The following is a 23574-nucleotide window of genomic DNA, read 5'->3' as shown; positions in this document are numbered from 1 at the left end:
GATCGACGGTTTAATTCGGGCACCATAACTCAATACGGTTCAGATAAGACAGATCCCCCCTAGCCCCCCTTAAAAAGGGGGGGACAATAAATTGCTCAAAGTCCCCCTTCTTAAGGGGGATTTAGGGGGCTCTCCGGGGAATTAGCAGTGTTAACTGAACCGTATTGCACCATAACTGTCAACTGTCAACTGTCAACTGTCAACTGCTATATTTGGTTTAACTAAAGTATGGATCTCAAACTATCAGGAAAGGTGGCATTGGTCAGTGGTTCAACAGGTGGAATTGGACTGGCAATCGTTACCGCACTTGCTGAAGAAGGAGCGACGGTCATTGTCAATGGCAGAACGCAAGAGCGCGTCAACAATGCGATCGACCGCATTCAGCAAACAGTCCCTAATGCCAAACTTCAGGGAATTGCCGCCGATTTGGGAACGCAAGCAGGCGTTGAATTGTTACTTCAAAAAGTGCCATTCGTCAACATTTTGGTGAATAACTTAGGAATTTATGGCTCCAAAGCATTTGAAGATATCTCCGATGAAGCGTGGATGAATATTCTGGAAGTGAATGTGATGAGCGGTGTTCGCCTCTCGCGCCATTATTTGCCGCTGATGCTGAAGCAAGATTGGGGACGAATTATTTTCATCTCTAGTGAATCTGGCTTGAATATTCCCGCCGAAATGATTCACTATGGCGTGACTAAAACTGCACAATTGGCATTGAGTCGCGGTTTGGCGGAAACAACTGCGGGCAGCCATGTGACTGTCAATACGGTATTGCCGGGTCCAACCCGTTCCGAAGGCGTGGAAGACTTCATCGAGGGATTATCTAAGGAGCAAAATATTTCGATTGAACAAGTTGAGAAAGAGTTTTTTACCAAGATGCGTCCATCTTCGCTAATTCAGCGATTTGCTTCAACGTCTGAAGTTGCTGCGTTAGTTGCGTTTGTTGCCAGTCCCTTAGCTTCTGCGATTAATGGTGCAGCCCTGCGAGTTGAGGGCGGAGTGGTGCGATCGATTGTGTAGCGAAGTTTTTACCTTGATGTGCTTGGAAAATCTCTCACTCCCTACATTTCCGAACAGAATGCTTTCGTTCAAACAAAAATAAGGAGCGTTACATTTCATTAACTCACCCTAAAGCGATCGCTATTCCTGTGAGTCGTGATTTTTAGGCGATCGTTTAGTAATTATTTGTCTTTGCGATCGCCCCCAAATCCAATGATTTGTTATACAGCGATCGCTTCACAATTACTTATACTTGGCGATCGCTTCGCTCACCGCAGGCATCGCCGATAACCTCTCTGGACTAAACAACGAAGCTAATTATTTTTACTAGCTTATCTGACATTATAGCTGACCAGAAGTTACTCCGAAAAAATTGCTTGTGTTAAAGCAAAAATTGCGTTATATTTCATTAACGCACCCTACAAGATCGTAGCTCGCACTGTACTAACGGCTCAAATCAACGGACTCAGATAACTTTTGCTAGAAATAGTAAACTTTAAATTTCAGGTGCATTGCACTTGTTAGCATCTTTAGTATCTTTAGTCTAACAACGATCAAAGATACAGGAAATTAATTCCTTATAAACATTCATTTCTTCCGAGATACACTTAGAAAGATTCAACTTAAATGTTTTAGGATTAACGCTGACAATAATTCCACAAATATTTTTTATTGATCCAGTGACATCTTTTAAGTTCTGATTGTCTATATCTGTCACTAATAGATCGTATTCATTTTCACTAAATTTTAACTTATTTTCTTCACAGTATTTGACAAGAACTTCTTTGTCATACAAATAGTTTTCAATTTCCCATCTTTTCAGGACTCTGTGATTGGCTAGATTAAGAGCGAGATATGATTGCCTGTCCTGCTCAGTAGTATCTCGCCCTGATGCCATATCTCTATCCTTTAAGACTAATATTTCCAAGTTAGAAAAGACCTTGCTTAGAATCGCAATTGCAATATCACTTCGCTTATCTAATTCAGTATTACCTCCACTCGAAACAAAGAGTGTATCGTGATAACTTTCCGAAAATATATGATTAAAAACCTCGGCATCTAATCCTCTCTCGACCCCACCCCTACCTGGTTGGTCGCGGCCTTCACAGTAGACTATACGCTTAGGGCTAACAAGATTAGCTAAGTCATCAAGCGCAATTGAAAAAATATCACTCCAATTTGCTCTTAACGCCTTCATCGGAGTCAGGTTATAAGCCTCTGAAGCGAGTTTATAGTTGGACTTAAATTGAATAATTTGACACTTGTCCTTCATCTCATCTTGTAGAGCGCGTAAAAAGCCTATGCTATGGGTTGTAAGCCATATTTGGCAGTTCTCTCCAACTAAACGATCAATTTCTATTAAAAGATTTTTCTGTATTGATGTATTTATGTGCAGCTCTGGTTCGTCTAATAAAAATATAGTATCGCAATATTCATCTTGCCTTAGATAGAGATCCAAAAGTATATCAATTACTTCTTTTTCTCCTGAAGAAAGAACATTAAATTCAAATTCACTTTGGTGATCCGACTTCTTAAAGTAAAGACTACCTTGAGAAGCTTCAATATTTCCAATACTTGATATCTCTAAATCAAGACACTTTCTAATAGAAGAGTTCAAATCTCCAATTATTTTTGCTTTTGCCTCACTTGGTCTGCAGTCAACATCATTCATATATTTGTTATATTTGATATAAAGTCGCCTGTAGTTTTCCTCTATTTTGTCATCAATATCTGAGGTCGTAGTTGCCCCATATTGATTGAATGTTATATCAGAAGTCGCCATTGATTCTTTGACCATAAGGCTGCTGTTGTACCTATAGGGGCTACGAAATGAGAATATTGTATTTTGTTTGCCAGACTTTAGCTTTTCGTTTCTAATTTCCTCAAATGTTCCTTCCAAAAAGTGAATAGAAACATTTTGATAATTGTAATTTGGAATTCTGTTCATCGAATGATATTGATGATCTTTACCACCTTTGTTTCCTAACGGATTATATGCATTGTTGTGAAAAAGCATCCCATCTAGCACACTACTTTTTCCGCAACCATTAGGACCCACCAATGCAACTATCCTTTTGGGATTTTCACCTAGATCAATAGTAAGGTCAAAAAATCTTTTGTAGCCATTATTAAGCTGAAGTTTCTTTATTCTCATCTAACAACTCATTCGTTCTGTTTATGATGGATTGTTTGGGGTGCTAACTAGGCATTATACATGAATTTTCTACATAACACCTTTATATACAATTATATAGTAATCATAACAGGCAAGTCTTGTCAACTCATGCAGAAATTTTCTTTATAATATAACTATTGGCGTGTTATACGAAATTTTTCGGTATAATCCAGCCATGAAGGGGGATTATTTATATATATTTTTTACCTATGAAGTAAAAATTGAGCGGTAAGCCGTACCTTTGGTCAGTGCTTGCGCGATCGCCCCCAACTGAGAACCAAAATCTCACAATAGCGATCAATATCAAGGACTTTTGCAGGCGAAGGCAATACTTGAAAGTAATCAGTAAAGATTGCTGGTGATGGAGCAATTTATGGAACGAGGGGCGATGTTCCGCTACTACTCCTTGCCGATCGCGCTGCTATCTTTCCTGGACACAGTTTGACACACCTGCTATTTTTCAAAGCCAAGATTTAGAAAGCAATGCCTGATGTCTAGCTACCTAGAATCAAAATCTCATTCTTCAGAGAGGTAGCAAGCTGCTAGTTTACTGCCAGCATTGGGGTGAGGTGGAGTCGATTGAAGCAAATCTCAAAGCGGCTTTAGCAAAGGTTCAAACTGAGCAGGAAGTTCAGGTAGGATAGCCTCACTTTTTTTGCGACGATCCTCCGCGCCGCCTTCTTACGATCGCGTAACCGCCCGATGGGTGCGATCGCAGCCTACTTAGTTGCAATAGCACGCTCGAATCGACTTGTAGGGTGCGTCAAACTTTGATTATAAACGGATTATCAAGGGTTTCGGATCTGACGCACCTTACTAATTGTGACACTTCCGTAAGTCCTGGCTCTTAATTTGTGCGCCGGTGGAATTTCTTTTATTGATTTGCCCAAGTAATGACAGGATGACTCAAAATGCCCGATCCAAAAATTATGAATCTTTTGAACTTGATTGATTTCAAAATTATAAAGTCCAGCTATTCCAGTGTTATCAAGACCTGATATTCTAAGCTGAGTTTATTGGTGCAGCTTCTTTTGCCTCCAGACTTTTGCAAGAGGTCTATTGTTAATTGTTGGCTGTTATTGTTGGTAAAACCCACCCCGGAGAATGAATTATTTGCTGTATTTTGGATTGGGTGGGGCAGGTTTTACCAGTGAGGTTGACGGCAGCTAAAAATCACGAAATTTCTGTGCAGAATGCCCTGACAGCATCTGCAAACTGCTGGTTATGCTCGATTAATGCCATGTGTCCTCCTTTCTGTATAGTAACTAGCTCTGCTTGAGGTAATTCTGCTTTCATTCGCAGGCTAGCTGGGGGGGTAGTGGCGATATCTGAATCGCCGCAGATCACCAACACTGGAATGTCAATTGATGGCAAAGTTTTTGTTTCCTCAAATTTGAGCATTCCCAGTGTGCCGCGAGCAAGAACGCCGGGAGAACCCAAGGCTGATAAAAAAGCTGAAAAATCTAATTGACCGCGCGTTTCAGTGCCTTTAAATCCCGATATTTCTACACTGATGTACAGTGAACCATTGAGATAGCTCAGCCAAGTCATTCCCCACATAATGGGTTCAAGAGCTATGGTGAGGTAGAGCAGAGGTTGGAGCAGCGGCTTTTGCAAAGCGCGTAATAAACCGCTAAAAATAGCGGTTTTGAGAGGATTAGTATAAGTCGTATCTACCAAAATTAAACCAGCTACTCGACTACCGAGAAGTTCGGGAAAAAGCCGACTGAATGTTAGAGAAATCATGCCGCCCATGCTGTGTCCGAGTAGGATAACAGGTTTAGTTCCTGCTATGGCAATGACGGCTTCGAGATCGCGGGCAAATTTTTCTAGGGAGTAGTCGCTGTTTTTTGGTCGAGTGGATTTTCCCAAACCTGGAAGATCCCAAACAATCACTCGGAAGCGATCGCTTAGTTGCCGTTTCGCGTAATACCAAACCATACTGTTCGGCCCCCAACCATGGGAGAGAATAATCGGCTGCCCGTCCTCTGGGCCGTAGAATTCTACTTGTAAAATAGTGCCATCAGGTCTCTCTACCCGCTGCACTGTACCCGTCCGCGTCGGCTTCGGTTCGTCAGCACCGGGGCGGCGGAACAGCGGCAAACTGATAAAGCGGCCGCCAACAGACCAAAGAACCATCAACACTCCGCTGACTAAGTAGGAAATCCCTACAAGTGCGCCGATGTACCATTCGTAAATAATGTATATACCTCCGCCAAGTACCCCGATCGACAGCAGTCCTACCAGCCATAGGAACAGGAAATTGAAGGGCATGAACGGCATAAGCTGAAACCTTGGGTAGAATTTGGGTTGCGAATTCAAACAGAATCATACTCAGGTTAGGCCACAGTAAGCAAGCGGTAAGTTAAGCTCTTAATTTGTGCGCTGGTGGAATTTAATTTATTGATTTGCCCAAGTAATGACCGAAAGCATCCAGGATAAAAGCCCCCGGATTCATTCCTTCGGAGACTCAGGACCCAGAAATAAAAAACCTGTATCCGATACAGGAACCCCCGAATTTATCTGTGGGGTCAATGCTTCAATCTAAAATCTAAAATCTAAAATCTAAAATCGATTGATAGGATGACTCAAAATGCCCGATCCAAAAATATCGAGTTCATCGCCAAATTCCAGAGATTCTGTCACGGTGGAGTTAGTTGAGTTTTTATCTTACCTTCGCAGTCTAGATATTAATATTTTTGTTGAGGGCGAGATCCTGCGCTGCAACGCTCCCGAAGGAATTCTTACACCAAAACTGCGCGCCGAAATTTCTCAGAAAAAAGCCGAAATTGTTTCATTTTTAAAAGCAGCTAATCGTACTTCTAGTTTCACTCCTACACCGATTGTTCCTCTGGGGCGGGAAGGAAATCTACCGCTTTCCTTTGCACAGCAGCGCTTGTGGTTCCTCGACCAATTAGTACCGAACAATCCCTTCTATAATGTTCCCGCAGCATTGCGTTTGACAGGTGCGCTCAATTTTTCGGCGCTGCAACAAACCTTCAATGAAATTGTGCGCCGCCACGAAGCTTTACGCACGACTTTAGCAGTAGTTTCGGGGCAACCCGTTCAGAGAATAGCTGCTGCTTTCCACCTTCCGATTAATGTAGTGGACTTGCGAAATTTGCCAAAGGAATCTCGACCAACTGAAGCAAACAGGCTCACCGCCCAGGAAGCTCAACGCTCTTTCAATTTGTCCAAGGACTTGTTGCTGCGAGTCACATTATTGCAGCTAGATGATGCCGAATATTTACTAATGCTGAATATGCACCACATTGTCTCCGATGGTTGGTCTATCGGAGTGCTAATTCAGGAATTAGGCGCACTTTACACGGCATTTGCTAGCGAAAAACCTTCGCCTTTACCGGATTTGTCGATCCAATATGCTGATTTTGCAAAATGGCAGCGCGAATGGCTGCAAGGGGAAGTTTTAGAAACGCAGCTTGCTTACTGGCGGCAGCAGTTAAACGGCATTTCTATGCTAAATTTGCCTGCGGATCGGCCCAGACCAGCAATTCAAAGTTACCGAGGCAAAAGGCAATTTTTGCAACTGCCAAAACTACTGAGCGAGGCTTTAGAAACGTTGAGCCAGCGCGAAGGAGTGACGCTGTTTATGACAATGCTGGCAGCTTTTAAAACGTTGCTTTACCATTACGCGCAGCAAGAAGATATTGTTGTAGGTTCGCCGATCGCCAATCGCAACCGCAGTGAAATTGAAGCATTAATCGGGTTTTTTGTCAACAGTTTGGTGCTGCGTACAGATTTGTCGGGAAATCCAACTTTTCGGGAACTTTTAAACCGAGTCAAAGAGGTAGCATTAGGAGCTTACGCTCACCAAGATTTGCCGTTTGAGAAGTTAGTAGAAGAACTGCACCCCGATCGCGCGTTGAACCAAAATCCCTTATTTCAGGTGGCGTTTGCGCTGCAAAACGCCCCGGCGAATCGGTTAGAATTGCCAGAATTAACACTCAGCCCGCAGCAGTTAGATGTGGGTACAGCGCGGTTTGATTTGGAGTTCCATTTGTGGGAGCGATCGCCCAACAGTTCGGGAAGCAACCAATCGCCCAGCAATAAGCTGTGGGTTGATAGCTCGGAAGGCATCAGCGGCATGGTTATTTACAGCGCCGATTTATTTGATGAAGCTACGATTACCCGCCTGATCGAGCATTTTCAAGCCTTGTTAGAAAGCATTGTGACAAATCCCGAACAGCGCATAGCAAACTTGCAATATTTGAGCGCCCAAGAGCGCTATCATTTGTTAGTTGAATGCAACAATACTCAGGCAGATTATCCGCAAGATTTGTGCATCCATCAGCTATTTGAAATGCAGGCCGATCGGACACCGGATGCGGTGGCGCTGGTATTTGGAGAGGAGCGAGTCACCTATCGAGAGCTAAATCTCCGCAGCAACCAACTAGCACGTTATCTGCAAAAAATGGGGGTTGGGGCGGAAGTTTTAGTCGGGCTTTGCTGCGGGCGATCGCTCGATCTGATCCTGGGGATGTTGGGTATCCTGAAAGCGGGAGGAGCTTACTTAATTTTAGATCCAAGCTATCCTGCTGAGCGATCGAGCTTTATGGTAAAAGATGCTCAATTATCTGTTGTGTTAACTCAGCAGCAATGGGTAGAGAATTTGCGTGAAGCGAAGCTATCCCGCAGGGAATCGCCCAATTTACAGATAGTTTGTTTAGACACAGACTGGGAGATGATTTTCCAAGAAATCGCCGACAATCCCACCAGCGCAGTTACAGCCGAAAATCTGGTTTACGCGATTTACACCTCCGGCTCCACGGGAAAGCCGAAAGGAGTTGAAATTGAGCACGGGAGCTTGTTAAATCTCGTTTTTTGGCATCAAAGAGAGTTTGGGGTGTCAGCGGGCGATCGAGCAACGCAAATTGCAGCGATCGGCTTTGATGCTTGCGGGTGGGAAATTTGGCCTTATCTCGCTGCGGGAGCTAGCATCTACTTTCCAGAAGATGACATCAGGCGAGATCCTGAAAAACTGCAAAACTGGTTAGTATCAAACGCCATTACAATTAGCTTTTTGCCAACACCTTTAGCCGAGAAAGTTTTGCTATTAGATTGGCCTCAAACAACAGCGTTGCGAATCTTGCTCGCAGGCGGCGAAAAACTGCAACAACATCCTTTAAAATCCCATCCATTTAAGCTAGTAAATAATTACGGCCCAACCGAGAACACCGTCGTCACAACTTCCGGTTATATTCCTGTAACAGAGCAAACAGACATCGCCCCGACAATTGGCCGCCCCATTGCTAACACTCAAATCTACATATTAGACAAATATTTGCAGCCAGTGGCGATCGGCGTTGTTGGCGAATTGTACATCGGCGGAAACGGACTCGCTCGCGGCTACCTCAACCGCCCCGATTTAACCGCACAACGCTTTATTGTCAATCCTTTTAAACCACATTCAGGCATCATTCTCAATGACTTGTTTAGGAACAGGCAAGATGCCTGTTCCACAGGAAAATTAATCTCTTGTGGAACAGGCAGGATGCCTGTTCTCGATAATGATGCAACATCTGAGTTTAAACCAAATTCAGCAGAGCGAATTTACAAAACAGGCGACTTAGTGCGCTACAGAGCCGATCGCAACCTTGAATTTTTAGGACGCATTGACGAACAAGTAAAAATTCGCGGTTTCCGCATCGAATTAGGAGAAATCGAGACAGTATTAACTCAACATCCGGCCGTGCAGCAAACTGTAGCAATAGCTTCGGAAGATGGACAGGGAGATAAACGTTTAGTAGCTTATATTGCCCTCAATCCTGAATATAGCGTTGCCCGCGAAAAAAACCAAATAATGCAATTGCAGGACGAACAGGTTTTGCAGTGGCAAATGCTCTACAATGAAACTTACAATCAACCTGCCGTTGACTCAGATCCAACATTTAATATTGTCGGCTGGAATAGCAGTTATACTAATCAGCCAATCCCAGCAGAACAGATGCGCGACTGGGCGAACAATCAAGCCGCCCAAATTTTAGCTTTGCAGCCTAGCCGAGTGTTAGAAATTGGCTGCGGCACAGGTTTGTTGCTGTTCCAAATTGCGTCTCGCTGCACTCAATATTGCGGCACCGACTTTTCACCTATTTCGCTCAACTATATTCGGCAGCACTTGGCAAATCAACAGTTAGCTAATGTAACGCTGCTTCAGAAAATGGCGACTGACTTTGAAGGAGTAGAGACAGCAGCTTTTGACACAGTAATTCTCAACTCTGTCGTGCAATATTTCCCGAATATCGACTATCTCGTGCAGGTGCTAGAAGGTGCGGTGAAAGCAACTGCTCCCGGCGGCTTTATATTCATCGGAGATGTCCGCAGCTTGCCGTTGCTGGCAGCTTTTCACGCTTCGGTACAACTGTATCAAGCCGAACCTTCTCTCGCGGGCGAACAGTTGCAGCAGCGAGTACAAATGCAAATTTTTCAAGAAACAGAGTTAGTTATTGAACCAGATTTTTTTAGCGCATTAAAACAGCGCTTTCCGCAGATTGGCGGCGTAGAGATTCAATTAATTCGCGGTAGTTATCACAATGAGTTAACTGATTTTCGGTACAATGCTATTCTGCATATTGCGTCGGAAACATATCCCCCCCAATCCCCGGCACAAGGGGAGTTGGGGGAATCGAAACGGCTGGATTGGTTGAATGAAAATCAGAATCTGACTGTTACCAAGGTGCAACAAATATTATTGACAAATCCACTCGATGTTTTAAGAATTGCTAATGTGCCTAATGCGCGGGTAACTGCAGCAGTTAAGGCGGCAGAGTTGCTGTCTGTTGTCGATAAATTTCTAACAGCAGGTCAGTTGCAGAAAGCCGTGGAAAAAGTCGAGAATTTAGGAGTAGATCCAGAAGATTGGTATGCTTTGGAAGTTCCGTATAATGTTAATATTAGTTGGTCTAATTCCGACAGTCAAGGGCGCTACGATGTAGTGTTTGCACGGGGCGAAACCAGAGATTTTGTGCGAGAAACCAGAAGCGATAACTTGCGTCCTTGGCGCTCTTATGCTAACAATCCCTTACAAGGTAAAGTAGCACGGAAATTAGTGCCACAGTTGCAGGCTTATCTAGCAGAAAAACTGCCGGAATATATGGTTCCGTCGGCTTTTGTGGTGCTGGAGTCGCTACCTGTGACGGCTAACGGAAAGGTCGATCGCCTCGCTTTGCCTGCACCGGAGCCAATTAAGTTAGAATGGGCTGGCAGTTATGTTGCGCCTCATACTTCTATTGAGGAAGTTTTAGTGAAAATTTGGGCTGAGGTTTTGGGGATAAAGCGAGTGGGTATCCGCGACAATTTCTTTGAATTGGGAGGCCATTCGCTGCTGGCGACTCAGCTTGTTTCGAGAGTGCGAGATGCTTTCGGGGTAGAGTTGCCTTTGCGCCGGGTTTTTGAAGCACCGACAATTGCAGAATTATCTAAGATTGTGGAGAGTTTAAAAGAGAGCGATGCTAATATTAAAGCTCCTGCTTTAGTGGCGATTTCTCGGGACAGTCGGCGGAGGAAGCTATCATCTTTTAATCAAGAAATTAAATAAAAATGAGCGCTGTTGAACAGAGTACACTTTCGAGAAATATGCAGCAAGAAACAGATGTTTTCGTCTTCCCGGCATCCTTTGCCCAGCAGCGGCTTTGGTTCCTCAATCAATTAGCACCGGGCAATCCTTTCTACAATGTTTCAACAGCGCTCCGCTTAACAGGTTCCCTCAACTTCATCGCCTTACAGAAAACCTTCAACGAAATTGTGCAGCGGCACGAAACTTTACGCACCACTTTTACGCTTTTGGAAGGGGAACTCGTACAAATTATTGCTCCCATTTTAACCGTATCCCTCCCCACAATCGACTTACAAAATCTCTCGCCAACTCAGCAGGAAACCGCAGCGCTGCAACTTGCAACCGATGCAGCGCAATGCCCTTTCGATTTAGCCGCCGGGCCGTTATTTAAAGTAACGCTGTTACAACTCAGTGAAACAGAACATATATTATTGCTGAATTTACATCATATTGTTGCTGATGGTTGGTCGATTGGAGTGCTAATTCGAGAGCTGGGAACGCTCTACACAGCATTTGTAAAAAATGAGATATCGCACTTACCAGCACTGCCCGTGCAGTACGCCGACTTTGCAGAGTGGCAGCACCAATGGTTGCAGGGCGAAGTATTAGAAACCCAGTTAGCTTATTGGCGGCAGCAGTTAAACGGAATTACCACACTCAATCTACCAACAGACAGGCAAAGACCAGCCGTTCCATCCTACCGCGGCGCTAAACAATTTATAACACTATCACCTGCTTTGAGCGAGGCGCTAAAGTCATTGAGCCAGCAAGAAAGCGCGACTTTATTTATCACTCTACTAGCCGCTTTTCAAACTTTGCTGTACCGCTATACAGGACAAGTAGATATTGCAGTAGGAACGCCGATCGCCAATCGCAACCTGAGCGAAATAGAAGCATTAATCGGTTTTTTTGTCAACAGTTTAGTGCTGCGTGCAGATTTATCAGGAAATCCAACTTTTCGGGAACTATTGCATCGGGTAAAAAACGTCGCAATGGCAGCCTACGCCCACCAAGATTTGCCCTTCGAGAAGTTGGTTGAGGAAATGCACCCCGATCGCGAGTTGAGCCGCAACCCCCTATTTCAAGTTAGTTTCAGCCTGCAAAACACTCCTGTAGCAGCGCTAGAATTGCCGGGAATCGCTTTCGAGGCGATCGACTTTGACGCGGGAACCGCCAAGCTAGATTTAGAGTGCCACTTGTGGGAAAATGCAGGAAGTATTCAAGGGCAATTTGTCTACAGCACAGACTTATTTGATAGCGGCACAATTGCGCGCATGGCGGGACATTTCCAAACGCTGCTCGAAGCCATTGTTGCCAATCCCAAACAGCACCTCAGCGACTTGGCTTTGCTGACAGCGCCAGAATACCAGCAATTATTAATCGATTGGAATGACACTCACAGAGATTATCCGCAAAACCAGTGTTTCCATCAGCTATTTGAAGAGCGAGTCGAGCGTGATCCCCATGCTGTAGCCGCCGTCTTTGAAAACCAGCAGTTAACCTACCGCCAACTCAACAGCCAAGCCAACCAACTTGCACATTACTTGCAGCAATTGGGAGCAGCACCAGAAGTTTTAGTGAGCCTTTGTGTAGAACGTTCCTTAGACGCGATCGTCGGATTGCTAGGCATTATCAAAGCAGGCGCAGCCTACCTTCCTTTAGATCCAACTTATCCTCAAGAGCGCCTTAACTTCATGTTAGAAGATGCTCAGGTGTCGATTTTGGTAACTCAGCAGCACTTAGCCCAAAACTTGACGCAGCCGGAAAATTACGGAGTTTTTTCAGTAGTGTGTTTGGACTCCGACAGAGAAATTATCGCCCGACAAAGCCCAGAAAATCCAACTACAAATATCCTACCAGAAAACCTAGCCTATGTCATTTACACATCTGGTTCAACCGGAAAACCCAAAGGCGTTCTAATCGAACATCGGGGACTCTACAACTTAGCCCTAGCTCAAATAGAAGCTTTTAACTTAAACTCAAATCACCGCATTTTGCAATTTGCCTCCCTGAGTTTTGATGCCTCAATCTTTGAGATTGTCATGGCCTTGGGGACGGGAGCAACACTTTACTGTGCCAAGAAAGAATCTTTGTTGCCCGGACAAACATTAATCCAATTTTTGCAGGACAATGCTATTACCCACGCTACCCTCCCGCCCTCGCTGCTAGCTGTCCTTCCAAACGCCGAACTTCCCGCACTGCAAACAATCATCTGTGCTGGCGAATCCTGTTCCCCGGATGTTGTAAAACGCTGGGCTTTTGGGCGCAGGTTTTTTAACGCTTACGGCCCCACAGAAGCGACTGTCTGGTCGAGTTTTGCCGAAATTGGCGATTCCCTGCGGGATAGCTTCGCTTCACGGCAAAAACCGCCAATCGGCCGCCCAATTGCCAACACTCAACTCTATATTTTAGATGAAAATTTACAACCTGTACCCGTCGGAATTCCCGGTGAATTGTACATCGGCGGCAGCGGATTGGCGCGAGGCTACCTCAACCGCCCCGAATTAACCGCCCAGCGATTTATTGCTAATCCGTTTAGCGAGAAAGCGGGAGAACGAATTTACAAAACAGGTGACTTAGCTCGCTATTTTCCCGACGGCAATATTGAGTTTTTAGGGCGCACTGACGAACAGGTAAAAATTCGCGGTTATCGAATAGAATTGGGAGAGATTGAAGCGCTGCTGCTTCAGCATCCCGCAGTCAAAGAAACAGCGGTGGTGGCTGAAGATGATTTGTCTGGAAACAAGCGCTTAGTTGCTTATGTCGTTCCCCATCAAAATCAGACGCTTAATCCCGTGGAAATGCGGAATTTCCTCAAACAACAACTGCCCAATTACATGATTCCCAGTGCTTTTGTGGCGATCGACTTTCTGCCCCTAACTCCCAATGGCAAAATCGATCGCAACCGCCTAAGATCGCCGCAGAATCTCACTAGCAATTCAACAGATAAAAGCTGCATTGCACCTCGCACGCCAACCGAGTCAACCCTCGCCCAAATTTGGTCAAAAATCCTTAACACAGAGCCTGTTGGCATTGGCGATAACTTCTTCGATTTGGGTGGAGATTCCCTGCTCGCAATCCGCCTCATAAATGAGATCAACCAGCAATTTGAGCGCGAGTTGTCGCTGTCTGCCCTTTTTTTAAATCCGACAATTGAAGGTTTAGCAGATTCGCTAGATTCAGGAACAAATTCTGAGGAATGGTCGCCGTTAGTGGCAATTAAGTCTCGCGGTAAAAATCCGCCTTTCTTCTGCGTCCATCCCATCTTTGGCGTGGTATTTCCTTATGTCGAGTTAGCATTTCAGCTAGGAGAAAATCAACCGTTTTACGGGCTGCAACCCAAAGGAATTGACGGCGAAAGTTCTCCGTTAACTAGCATTGAAGACATGGCGGCTGACTACATCGCAGCCTTGCGTACCGTTCAACCAAAAGGGCCTTATTTTTTAGGAGGTTGGTCTTTTGGTGGTTTGGTAGCTTTTGAGATGGCTCAACAGTTGCTTGCAGCGGGGGATGAAGTGGCTTTGCTGGCTGTGCTCGATACTTTGGCGCCGGTTGCTGTTAACAAACCTTCTGTTTGGGACGGTTGCAAGTTTATTCTGACTACTGTTTCCCGCTCTATCTGGCCTTTTGTGGTCGATTATTTTCGCTTGGTGGCTGCTGCGGAAAATGTGCAATTTGGCGGAATTGCAGCCAGGTTCCCTAATTTAAATAAGCTGCTTAATTGGGTAACTAATTTTTGGCATAGCTGGAATTGGAAACAGGCGATTATGGTTAGTATCCTATCTCAGGAGTCAAAACAAAAAAGCTGGCGCGAGCTGGCAATTCCCTCAATGTTTACTGTATTTCAAGCTAACAGTCAAGCAACTCTCAGCTATGTACCGAAAATTTATCCGCACCGAATTACTCTGTTTAGATCGGGGGAAAAGCTCAGCACGAACCATCAAGATCCGACTCTTGGCTGGAGCGATTTAACGGCGGCACAAGTAGAGGTGATTCGAGTTCCTGGCAATCACCTTACTATGTTGAGAAAGCCCTGTGTTGAGGTGCTGGCCAGACAGCTAAACCTTTGCTTGAAACAGAAATTAAGTGATTGAGCGGCCGTTGGGCGCGATCGATCGAATTGCGTTCATCTGGCTAAAATCCATTGGGCGATGCTAAAAATGCTAGCACCCAAAGCGCCTGCGATCGGAATTGTCACCAGCCAAGCCGAACCAATTGACAGCAAAGTTTCCCAGCGTACTGTTTTCCAAGCTTTGATCAGTCCGACTCCGACAACTGCACCGACTAAAGCGTGGGATGTGGAAACTGGCAAACCGAAGCGGGATGCTAGCAAGACTGTGGTGGCTGTGGCTAATTCCGCGCAAAATCCGCCGCTTGGTTGGAGTTGGATGATTTTTTCGCCGACTGTGGCAATTACATTTTTGCCCCAGATGGCTAAACCGATGACTATTCCTGCGCCTCCGACGACTAAAATCCACAGGGGTACGCTGAAATCCCCGGAGGGAAAGGAACCTGTGCGCCGGATGTAGGCGATCGCAGCTAGGGGCGCAACGGCATTTCCTACGTCGTTGGAACCGTGGGCAAATGCTACAAAACAAGCGCTCAATACTTGGAATCTCGCCATTTGTTGCTCGATGAGAGAGTGGCGGGGAGGGGGAGAGGGGGAGAGGGGGAGAGGGGGAGATTGGGAAAATATTCCCTCTTTCTTATTCCTTGCATCCGTTACATCCGTTACATCCGTTACAAAATCCGCTGCCGAACCTTCTTCCTTCTCAACTGATTCTAATTTTTTCCAGCTATTGAGGGAAAGCCCGATCGCCCCAATTCCCCCGATACCAATGACAATATCGTGAATTGGCAGACTCCAGCCAAATCGATCGTACACAAAGGCGATCGCTCCTGTCTGCACGAAAGCAACATCCACAATAGACGGCAGTACAATAATCCCAAATACGCTCAGCATTGCTGCACTCAGCCAAGGTATCCACTCGCGCATTTGAGATAGAGGATCTGGCCGATCGAGAATCGAATACTTCACCACACTGTAAAATAGTGCGGCTAAAGCACCGCTGGCAACAGGTGTCGCCACCCACGTTAGGGAGATGGTGCCGATGGTTCGCCAATCAACTGCATTAATTCCGGCTGCAACACAGCTAAAACCCGCGATCGCACCTACCACCGCATGAGATGAAGAAACTGGCAAACCTCGACTGGTAGCGATTTGCAGCCATATCCCGCAAGCTATCAGCACTGACACCATCCCGATTAAAAATACCTGCGGTTGGGCCGCAAACACATCTACATTCACAACTCCTGTTGCTAGAGTTTCGGAAACTCCTTGGCCGAACAGCACTGCGCCGGAAAATTCCAGTATGCCTGCAACAATTATTGCCTGCCGAAGCGTTAGCGCCTTCGAGCCTACGGATGTCCCCATCGAGTTAGCGACATCGTTGGCCCCCAAGTTGGCGGCGACGTAGAAGGCGAGTGCAGCCATTGCCCCCAGTTGCAGAAATACGACCCCAGAGGTATCTAACATAGAAATTTTTTGACATAAAACGGGCATTGCGATATATGATAAGGGATTGTGAGTTTTGGTAAATCCCATGAAAGGCGCAGAAATAATCCGTTCGATCGAGACGGAAGAAATAAATAGAGTCAAGCAAGAACTCAATAAACAACTCCCCGAAATTTACGTGGGCGACACAGTGCGCGTCGGCGTAAGAATTAAAGAGGGTTCTAAAGAACGGGTTCAGCCCTACGAAGGGACTGTGATTGCCATGCGTAACGGCGGGATTAATGAAACAATCACCGTCCGACGCGTGTTTCAGGGCGTCGGCGTGGAACGGGTGTTTTTGATTCACTCGCCCCGCATCGCTACGATCCAAGTGATGCGCCGCGGGAAAGTCCGCAGAGCAAAACTTTACTACCTGCGCGATCGGGTGGGCAAGGCAACTCGCGTCAAACAGCGGTTCGATCGCTCCCTGTAGGAATGCACCCAGCTTTCCCTTGGTTCATGATTCATGGGAAATTGAGAAATTTCAAAAAAAAGTTTCCCATTTACGAGCGCACTGTGTTAAAATAGAAATCTAGAGGTTAAGCGAATTTCAGCAACCTCACCTGTGCGCTCTTAGTTCAGTTGGTAGAACGCAGGTCTCCAAAACCTGATGTCGGGGGTTCAAGTCCTCCAGGGCGCGCTGAATCACCAAACTTTAAATTCTGCCCGAAAGCGCCCGGATTATTGGCTGGCAACAGTCAAAACCGTAAACTTTCGGGTAGAATTAATTTTTGTGGGCGGTTCGCAAAAAATGCCATCAACAAATCCTCGGTGTGGCTTCTTGATCGTCGGTTTCGGCGATCGGCATTTACGCGGTTGATTGGTTGGGCTTGTAAAAAGTCGTGGCTTTAGATTTGAAATTTGGGACTTGGGCGTAAGTGGTTAGTGTCACAAAATCTGAGAGCCGCGAGCCACTCACACCATCTAAAATCTAAAATCTAAAATCGCAAGGGGGATTGAATCGTGGCGAAAAAAGACGAAGCTCAAGAAACTCAAGAAATAACGGCGCCTGGGTTTAACCCTGCAGGTTTTTTTAAGGAAACTAGAGAAGAACTCGACAAAGTGGTGTGGCCCAGCAGGCAGCAGCTGATCAGCGAGTCTTTGGCCGTGCTTTTGATGGTAATCCTCTCAGCAAGCCTGATTTATTTGGTGGATAACTTCTTTAACTGGGGCGCGGGACAGGTGTTTAGGCCATGACTTTTGCATCAGAAGAATCTGAGTATTCCACAGAAGCGACGGGACAGGCAGCATCGCCAGATGTGCCGGAGATTGACGCTCGCTGGTATGCTGTTCAAGTTGCCTCTGGCTGCGAGAAGCGGGTGAAGGCAAACTTGGATCAGCGGATTCAAACTTTGGATGTTGCCGATCGCATCGTTCAAGTGGAAATTCCGCAAACTCCGGCGATCAAAGTCGGCAAAGACGGTTCCAGGCGACAGTCAGATGAAAAAATCTTTCCCGGCTACGTACTCATCCGTATGTTTATGGACGAGGATACGTGGCAGGTGATTAAAAATACCCCGAATGTAATTAATTTTGTCGGGGCAGAGCAGAAACGCCGCTACGGGCGCGGCAGGGGTCACGTCAAACCGCTACCTCTGAGTCATTCGGAAGTAGAACGGATCTTCAGAAACGCTCAGGAATCAGAACCGGTTGTCAAAGTATCGATGTCTGCTGGAGACCACGTTGTGGTACTTTCCGGGCCGTTTAAGGATTTTGAAGGTGATGTGATTGAAGTTAGCCCGGAACGGAACAAGCTCAAAGTTTTACTCTCGATTTTTGGGCGCGATACGCCTGTAGAATTAGAGTTCAATCAGGTTCAGAAACAGAACTAACTAATGGCAAAGAAAGTTGTTGCAGTAATTAAGTTGGCGATTACAGCGGGAAAAGCCAACCCAGCTCCTCCGATCGGCCCGGCTTTGGGTCAGCACGGCGTCAATATTATGATGTTTTGCAAGGAGTACAATGCTAGAACCGCAGACCAAGCAGGTCTGGTGGTTCCGGTAGAAATTTCGGTTTTTGAAGACCGCAGTTTTACTTTTATTCTCAAAACCCCGCCGGCGTCGGTTTTGATTCAAAAAGCGGCTGGTATTGCTAAGGGATCGGGAGAACCGAACCGCAAGCAAGTAGGGACAATTACACAGGCTCAGTTACGAGAAATCGCTGAAACGAAAATGCCTGACCTCAATGCTAATGATGTTGAGGCTGCTATGAAAATTGTGGCAGGAACGGCTAAAAATATGGGCGTGGCGATCGCGGATTAAAGTCAGTTGTCAGTTGTCAGTTGACAGTTGGCAATCGGTAATTCCCAGTGTTGAAGCTCAAATCTTCAATCCAAAATCCAAAATCCAAAATCCAAAATCGATCGGTTCAGGGGGAGAAGCAAAGCTTCGCTAGTAACCGAAAACTGGTAGATTTTAAGATTGTCCGATAGGTTCAATCTAAAATCTAAAATATAAAATCGACTGACCCCAGGAGATAACAATGGCAAAGAAAGTATCGCGAAGACTGCAAGAACTTCAAAAGAAAGTTGAAGAGAGACCTTACCTACCGCTGGAAGCTCTGCAACTTTTGAAAGAAACAGCAACCGCTAAGTTTGGCGAATCTGCTGAAGCTCACATCCGTTTGGGAATTGACCCGAAATATACTGACCAACAGTTGCGGACAACTGTATCGCTGCCAAAAGGAACTGGTCAAGTAGTCAGAATTGCGGTGATTGCTAAGGGCGAAAAAGTTAAAGAAGCTCTGAATGCCGGTGCAGATATTGCTGGTTCTGAAGAGTTGATAGATGAGATTCAGAAGGGCATGATGGACTTTGATTGCCTGATTGCTACCCCAGACGTGATGCCGTTGGTGGCAAAATTGGGTCGGTTGTTGGGCCCGCGCGGTTTGATGCCTTCTCCGAAAGGTGGCACGGTGACGACTGACATTGCTCAGGCGATCAACGAGTTCAAAGGTGGTAAGATGGAATTCCGTGCCGATAAAACTGGCATCGTTCATGTTATGTTTGGCAAGGCCGCTTTCTCAGCGGAAGATTTGCTGGTCAACCTTCATGCTTTGCAAGAAACTGTCGATCGCAACCGTCCTTCTGGTGCTAAAGGTCGCTACTGGCGCAGTTTGTACGTATCCGCAACAATGGGCCCGTCGATCGAAGTCGATATCAGTGCCCTGCGCGATACCAAACTTGATGCTGCGTAGAAAGAATTAAGCATTCGGCAGAAGGTAAAAGACAGCTTCGGCTGTCTGTGTAAATCTCTCACAAGATTTGCGTCATAGCCTTGCTATGTCTGCCTTCTAGTGATAGCCTAATCAAAAATCAATAAGCTGAAGACCGCAGGTGCCGATCGCTTAATTTCCTGCCGAGGCTGAAGAAATAAAAACTCAAGACTCAAAGATTAGAAATTTTCTATTTTTAATTCTGACTTGTTAATTTTTAATTCTCTGCCCCGGCTCGAAGGTCGGGGTTTTTGACGGGCAATTTTCGATCCTAAAAGGAGGTGAAATAAGTATGGGCAAAACTTTAGCGGTAAAAAATGAGATTATTGCAGACCTCAAGCAAACCTTGAGCGAATCTCAATTGGCGATCGTGATTGACTACACGGGCTTAACTGTTGCGGAAATCACAGATTTGCGTCGGCGTTTGCGTCCTAAAGGCAGCAGTTGCCAAGTGGCAAAAAACACGCTGATGCGAATTGCTGTTGAAGGCAACGAAACCTGGCAGCCGATACAAGAATTGCTGACCGGTACGTCGGCGTTTCTGTTCGTGCAAGAAGATATTGGCGGCGCGATTAAAGCTTACCAAGAATTCCAAAAAGTCTCTAAGAAGACTGAACTTCGCGGCGGCGTGATGGAAGGACGGGTACTGAAAGAAGCTGATGTTAAAGCATTAGCCGATCTGCCGTCGAAAGAACAACTCATGGCTCAAATTGCTGGCGCTATCAACGGTGTCGCAACCAAGTTGGCTGTGGGTATCAATCAAGTTCCTACTTCGATCGCTCGCGGTCTTAAAGCTTATGCTGAAAAAGACGGCGATTCAGCAGAAGTAGCAGCAGAAGCACAACCAGAAGTGCAACCAGAAGCAGAAGCAGAAAGCGCATCTGTGTAATTCATTAATAATTAGTAATTAGTCCTCAGTCATTAGTATTTAGCAATAGATAGAAGACTGGAGACGAAAAACTAATGATGAATGAGCAAATCTCAAATCTGAAATCTCAAATCTACAATCGAACTAGGAGTTTAACGAATGTCTACTGCAACTGACGAAATCTTGGAAAAACTTAAGTCTCTGACTTTGCTCGAAGCTTCTGAATTGGTTAAGCAAATTGAAGAAGCTTTCGGCGTGAGCGCTGCTGCTCCTGTCGGCGGCATGATGATGATGCCCGGTATGGGTGGCGGGGCCGCTGAAACTGAAGTAGAAGTACAAACTGAGTTCAGCGTGATTCTTGAAGAAGTTCCTGCTGACAAGAAAATCGCAATTCTGAAGGAAGTCCGGGCGATTACCGGTCTGGGTCTGAAGGAAGCGAAAGACTTGGTAGAAGCTGCACCGAAAGCAGTTAAGGAAGCTATTGCTAAGGAAGCTGCTGAAGAAATGAAGAAACAGCTTGAAGCTGTGGGCGCAAAGATTGCTATCAAGTAGTCAGAGAATGTAGTTGATATCAATTCCGGTGACACCGGAATGATGGTTGACTGTTGACTGTTGACTGTTACAGCGGTTTTCAGCAATATAGGTACAGTCTGGGGTCGGGCATGGGGCATGGGGCATGAGGCATGGGATTGCCCCGCGTACCTCATAAACCTGCAATCTGCTGTAACTGTTCCCTAAATTTAATCGCGCGATAGTTACATCTCTCGCGCGATTAATTATTTTTTGCGCTAGGGAAACTGCATTGCCGTGTCCTCTTAGATTTTAGAGGTGGCTTCCATTTGCCGCACTACTGTTAAAGCAGAATAAGAAACACCAGCAGTTCCTTCTCCGGGATGGGTGGAGTCGCCTACTAACCACAAGTTTTTAATTGGTGTGCGGTTGGCAAATCCGAAGGGGCCGAAGGTTGGTATTCGCTGCCCGATGCCACCCACAACGCCTCTATCTCTCGCCGTGTAGCGGGCAAAGGTGCGGGGTGTGGCGGCTTCTTGGTGTACGATCGACTCTGGCATCAAATCGAAATATTCGCTCAAACGGGCGATCGCCCCTGCGCTGTATTTTTGCTTTAATCCTTCATAATCAACCGAATTCCACCACATTCGAGTATCAGTAAATGAGGAAGCGATAATTGTCGCCATTCCCTCCGGTGCTCGGCCATCTCCCGGATGACTGACTGAAACAAATAATGAATTATTCTCACCAATCTCACCTTCGTAATCGTAGAGAAACTGAAGGTGGGGCGGACAATTTTCCGGAATTGCGCTTTCATGCACTCCCAAATATATGACAAATGCACCGGATGCAGGTGGCAGTTTATCAACTCGATATTTGTAGCCTGCCATTTGATTTGGGAGCTGGTTTTTTGTCTCTGAAATCTCTGATTTAACAGATAATTTATCTGTTAAATTTTCGACAATCGGCTCGCCTGACAACAATTTTACTAGATTTTGCGCTGTCACGTTGGCAACAATGCGATCGGCTGTTTCTGTCCAAACTTCGCCTGTTTTTTGATTGCGAATGACTGTACCGGTGGCTTTGCCGTTGGCTGTGATAATGCTTTCAACTGTATGCCGCAACAGGACTTTGCCGCCGTCTCGTTCGATCGCCTCTACCAGTCGATCGCTCAACACCTGCATACTTCCTTCTAGATGATACAATCCCTGCGGCTCTTGCGAAACTCCTAAAGCCGTCGCCGCGTAAAGTAGCGCCGTTTCTTCGGTATCGACTTGAGAATACAATTTTAACTGCAAATCCAGAAAAGTTCTCAAGCGCAAATTGTCGCCCAACCCACAAAGCCGCAAAGCATCTCCCACTGTCATAAAAGTGAAAGGCAAAGTAATTAGAGTATCGGGGCGAACTGCTTGAATTAATTGCCAGAAATCCCAGAAGTTTCTGGGCGGTAAAACTGGATCGCGCCCTTGAAATTTCCAGCTAGCTTTGAACAATGCAGACAATAATTGCCAAAAAGGTTCGCTTCCGGGAAACTGCCGCTGCCTTTCTTGCTGCCATTTTTGCGGATCTCGCCACACGCTAATCGGTGCAGTTTCTCCCGGCAAAAACACCGCACAAGCGGGATCGCAGGGTGTAGCGGCGGGAAGTTCTATGTCTAATTCTGAGAAAATGCGGTGGTGAATGCCTCCGGGTTCCAATCCTGCAACCTGCGTGGCGCCGACATCGAAGGTAAAGCCTTTGCGTTTGAAGGTGGAAGCGCATCCTCCGGGGACGATCGCCTGGTCTAAGACTAGCACTTTGTATCCTCTGCGGGCTAGCAGGGCGGCTGCTGTGAGCCCGCCGATGCCGCCTCCAATTACCGTGACGCGGCCCTTAGTGTCTGCTGGACTGGATTTGCCAAAAGGGGTGCGATCGCCTGTCATAATTTATTTTTTGTAATATTTCTTAATAGTATGCTCATATTTTGCAATAAAAAGCTCTTGTAGCGACAGCTTGAAATCTATCGCTACAAGAGCAGTCGTCCGAGTTTAGAGGACGTTTGAGGGGTAAAGTGCTCCGGGCGCACCCGGAGCGTTAGACTGTGCCGTGCTGATGAGAGAATCAGGGACGGCGCCACTTGTTGAGATAAGCTTCGCCAATCCCAGCCACAGCCTGCATTTGAGCTAGCTGTTCCCGTAAAGCTTTGATTGTTCTTAGCTGTTCTTGAGACTGTTGCTGCAAAGCGTCGTAATTTCGCTGTATCGCCGCACTCTGGCTCAATTGATTTTCTAGAGATTGCAACTTGCTTCGTTGAACTTGGAAGTCGCCGATCGTACTTGACTTTTCTGCTAACTCGTGCTGCAAAGATTCGTAACTCGACTGCGACACGGTTTGCTGCAATTGCTGTGCCAAATTTTGCTTTTCGGTAGCTAATTGCTGCTCCAAAGATTCCAAAGCACTGGATTTTTCGGCTAGCTGCTGCTGAAACTCGTGTTCCCGGTGTTCTTTTTCGGCGAATTGCTGCTCCAAAGATTCCAAAGCACTGGATTTTTCGGCTAGCTGCTGCTGAAACTCGTGTTCCCGGTGTTCTTTTTCGGCGAATTGCTGCTGTAAAGATTCCAGAGCACTGGATTTTTCGGCTAGCTGCTGCTGAAACTCGTGTTCCCGGTGTTCTTTTTCGGCGAATTGCTGCTGTAAAG

The 23574-nt window shown here is 46.0% G+C and carries 15 protein-coding genes, 1 tRNA gene, 1 pseudogene and 1 other annotated feature; of the genes and pseudogenes, 12 read left to right on the top strand and 5 right to left on the bottom strand.

Annotated elements, in window-relative coordinates:
- The first annotated feature begins 228 nt into the window (after positions 1-228).
- The gene (locus QUB44_RS01075; RefSeq protein ID WP_333362018.1) at positions 229-1023 is read left to right on the top strand and encodes an SDR family oxidoreductase; all 795 of its coding nucleotides are present in this window, start codon (positions 229-231) and stop codon (positions 1021-1023) included.
- Between the two features lie 523 nt (positions 1024-1546).
- Here QUB44_RS01075 and QUB44_RS01070 read toward each other — a convergent pair.
- Together QUB44_RS01070 and QUB44_RS01065 are read right to left on the bottom strand one after the other, a co-directional pair.
- Positions 1547-3157 carry an AAA family ATPase gene (locus QUB44_RS01070; RefSeq protein ID WP_333362015.1) on the bottom strand — a complete coding sequence of 537 codons (1611 nt, stop codon included), beginning with the start codon at positions 3155-3157 and terminating at the stop codon, positions 1547-1549.
- Between the two features lie 1194 nt (positions 3158-4351).
- Positions 4352-5461: an alpha/beta hydrolase gene (locus tag QUB44_RS01065; RefSeq protein ID WP_333362012.1), complete on the bottom strand. Its 1110-nt coding sequence runs from the start codon at positions 5459-5461 to the stop codon at positions 4352-4354.
- A 310-nt stretch (positions 5462-5771) separates the two neighbouring features.
- Between QUB44_RS01065 and QUB44_RS01060 the strand changes: the two genes are divergently transcribed.
- Both QUB44_RS01060 and QUB44_RS01055 read left to right on the top strand, forming a co-directional pair.
- The gene (locus QUB44_RS01060) at positions 5772-10733 is read left to right on the top strand and encodes an amino acid adenylation domain-containing protein (protein ID WP_333362009.1); all 4962 of its coding nucleotides are present in this window, start codon (positions 5772-5774) and stop codon (positions 10731-10733) included.
- Positions 10734-10735: 2 nt separating this feature from the next.
- A complete protein-coding gene (locus QUB44_RS01055; RefSeq protein ID WP_333362006.1) occupies positions 10736-14845 on the top strand; it encodes an amino acid adenylation domain-containing protein in 4110 nt (1369 codons plus the stop codon).
- 32 nt (positions 14846-14877) lie between these two features.
- Here QUB44_RS01055 and QUB44_RS01050 read toward each other — a convergent pair whose 3' ends face one another.
- Complete coding sequence (locus tag QUB44_RS01050) at positions 14878-16314, bottom strand: inorganic phosphate transporter (protein ID WP_445299852.1); 1437 nt, start codon at positions 16312-16314, stop codon at positions 14878-14880.
- 40 nt (positions 16315-16354) lie between these two features.
- Between QUB44_RS01050 and rplS the strand changes: the two genes are divergently transcribed.
- The 9 genes from rplS to rplL all read left to right on the top strand — a co-directional run bounded on the left by rplS (position 16355) and on the right by rplL (position 20938).
- Complete coding sequence (gene rplS, locus QUB44_RS01045; RefSeq protein ID WP_333130053.1) at positions 16355-16738, top strand: 50S ribosomal protein L19; 384 nt, start codon at positions 16355-16357, stop codon at positions 16736-16738.
- Positions 16739-16872: 134 nt separating this feature from the next.
- Positions 16873-16945 (top strand) — tRNA-Trp (locus tag QUB44_RS01040).
- On the top strand, positions 16916-17125 hold the full coding sequence (locus QUB44_RS01035; protein ID WP_333362001.1) for a hypothetical protein: 210 nt from the start codon (positions 16916-16918) through the stop codon (positions 17123-17125). Before QUB44_RS01040 ends, QUB44_RS01035 begins: the two co-directional genes overlap by 30 nt.
- A gap of 143 nt (positions 17126-17268) precedes the next feature.
- Positions 17269-17502, top strand: coding sequence for a preprotein translocase subunit SecE (gene secE, locus QUB44_RS01030; RefSeq protein ID WP_333361998.1), 234 nt, complete (start codon positions 17269-17271; stop codon positions 17500-17502).
- Positions 17499-18137, top strand: coding sequence for a transcription termination/antitermination protein NusG (nusG, locus tag QUB44_RS01025; protein ID WP_015174942.1), 639 nt, complete (start codon positions 17499-17501; stop codon positions 18135-18137). Before secE ends, nusG begins: the two co-directional genes overlap by 4 nt.
- 3 nt (positions 18138-18140) lie before the next feature.
- Positions 18141-18566 (top strand): 50S ribosomal protein L11, encoded by a 426-nt coding sequence (gene rplK / locus QUB44_RS01020; RefSeq protein ID WP_006635588.1) that lies wholly within the window; start codon positions 18141-18143, stop codon positions 18564-18566.
- Positions 18567-18786: 220 nt separating this feature from the next.
- Positions 18787-19500: a 50S ribosomal protein L1 gene (rplA, locus tag QUB44_RS01015; protein ID WP_333361995.1), complete on the top strand. Its 714-nt coding sequence runs from the start codon at positions 18787-18789 to the stop codon at positions 19498-19500.
- Positions 19501-19608: 108 nt separating this feature from the next.
- Positions 19609-19781 (top strand) — a sequence feature (ribosomal protein L10 leader region).
- Positions 19782-19810: 29 nt separating this feature from the next.
- Positions 19811-20407 (top strand): 50S ribosomal protein L10, encoded by a 597-nt coding sequence (gene rplJ / locus QUB44_RS01010; RefSeq protein WP_333361992.1) that lies wholly within the window; start codon positions 19811-19813, stop codon positions 20405-20407.
- Positions 20408-20545: 138 nt separating this feature from the next.
- Entirely contained in the window at positions 20546-20938 is a 393-nt protein-coding gene (gene rplL / locus QUB44_RS01005; RefSeq protein ID WP_333361989.1) for a 50S ribosomal protein L7/L12, read from the top strand.
- Between the two features lie 263 nt (positions 20939-21201).
- Here rplL and crtD read toward each other — a convergent pair whose 3' ends face one another.
- Together crtD and QUB44_RS00995 are read right to left on the bottom strand one after the other, a co-directional pair.
- Positions 21202-22818 carry a C-3',4' desaturase CrtD gene (gene crtD / locus QUB44_RS01000; RefSeq protein WP_333361986.1) on the bottom strand — a complete coding sequence of 539 codons (1617 nt, stop codon included), beginning with the start codon at positions 22816-22818 and terminating at the stop codon, positions 21202-21204.
- A 178-nt stretch (positions 22819-22996) separates the two neighbouring features.
- Positions 22997-23574, bottom strand: a pseudogene (locus tag QUB44_RS00995) (CopG family transcriptional regulator); the annotation flags it as partial.

Origin of the sequence: Microcoleus sp. AT3-D2, from assembly GCF_036705715.1 — a bacterium.
Classification (GTDB): Bacteria; Cyanobacteriota; Cyanobacteriia; order Cyanobacteriales; family Microcoleaceae; genus Microcoleus.
The sequence above is the reverse complement of the archived record's forward strand: the minus strand, read 5'-3'. Positions and strand labels throughout refer to the sequence as shown.

Coding starts and splice junctions, on each gene's coding strand:
- rplA (WP_333361995.1), top strand. CDS start 18,787: ATGGCAAAGAAAGTATCGCGAAGACTGCAAGAACTTCAAAAGAAAGTT.
- rplK (WP_006635588.1), top strand. CDS start 18,141: ATGGCAAAGAAAGTTGTTGCAGTAATTAAGTTGGCGATTACAGCGGGA.
- QUB44_RS01060 (WP_333362009.1), top strand. CDS start 5,772: ATGCCCGATCCAAAAATATCGAGTTCATCGCCAAATTCCAGAGATTCT.
- QUB44_RS01050 (WP_445299852.1), bottom strand. CDS start 16,314: ATGCCCGTTTTATGTCAAAAAATTTCTATGTTAGATACCTCTGGGGTC.
- crtD (WP_333361986.1), bottom strand. CDS start 22,818: ATGACAGGCGATCGCACCCCTTTTGGCAAATCCAGTCCAGCAGACACT.
- rplJ (WP_333361992.1), top strand. CDS start 19,811: ATGGGCAAAACTTTAGCGGTAAAAAATGAGATTATTGCAGACCTCAAG.
- QUB44_RS01065 (WP_333362012.1), bottom strand. CDS start 5,461: ATGCCGTTCATGCCCTTCAATTTCCTGTTCCTATGGCTGGTAGGACTG.
- nusG (WP_015174942.1), top strand. CDS start 17,499: ATGACTTTTGCATCAGAAGAATCTGAGTATTCCACAGAAGCGACGGGA.
- rplL (WP_333361989.1), top strand. CDS start 20,546: ATGTCTACTGCAACTGACGAAATCTTGGAAAAACTTAAGTCTCTGACT.
- rplS (WP_333130053.1), top strand. CDS start 16,355: ATGAAAGGCGCAGAAATAATCCGTTCGATCGAGACGGAAGAAATAAAT.
- QUB44_RS01075 (WP_333362018.1), top strand. CDS start 229: ATGGATCTCAAACTATCAGGAAAGGTGGCATTGGTCAGTGGTTCAACA.
- QUB44_RS01070 (WP_333362015.1), bottom strand. CDS start 3,157: ATGAGAATAAAGAAACTTCAGCTTAATAATGGCTACAAAAGATTTTTT.
- QUB44_RS01035 (WP_333362001.1), top strand. CDS start 16,916: ATGTCGGGGGTTCAAGTCCTCCAGGGCGCGCTGAATCACCAAACTTTA.
- QUB44_RS01055 (WP_333362006.1), top strand. CDS start 10,736: ATGAGCGCTGTTGAACAGAGTACACTTTCGAGAAATATGCAGCAAGAA.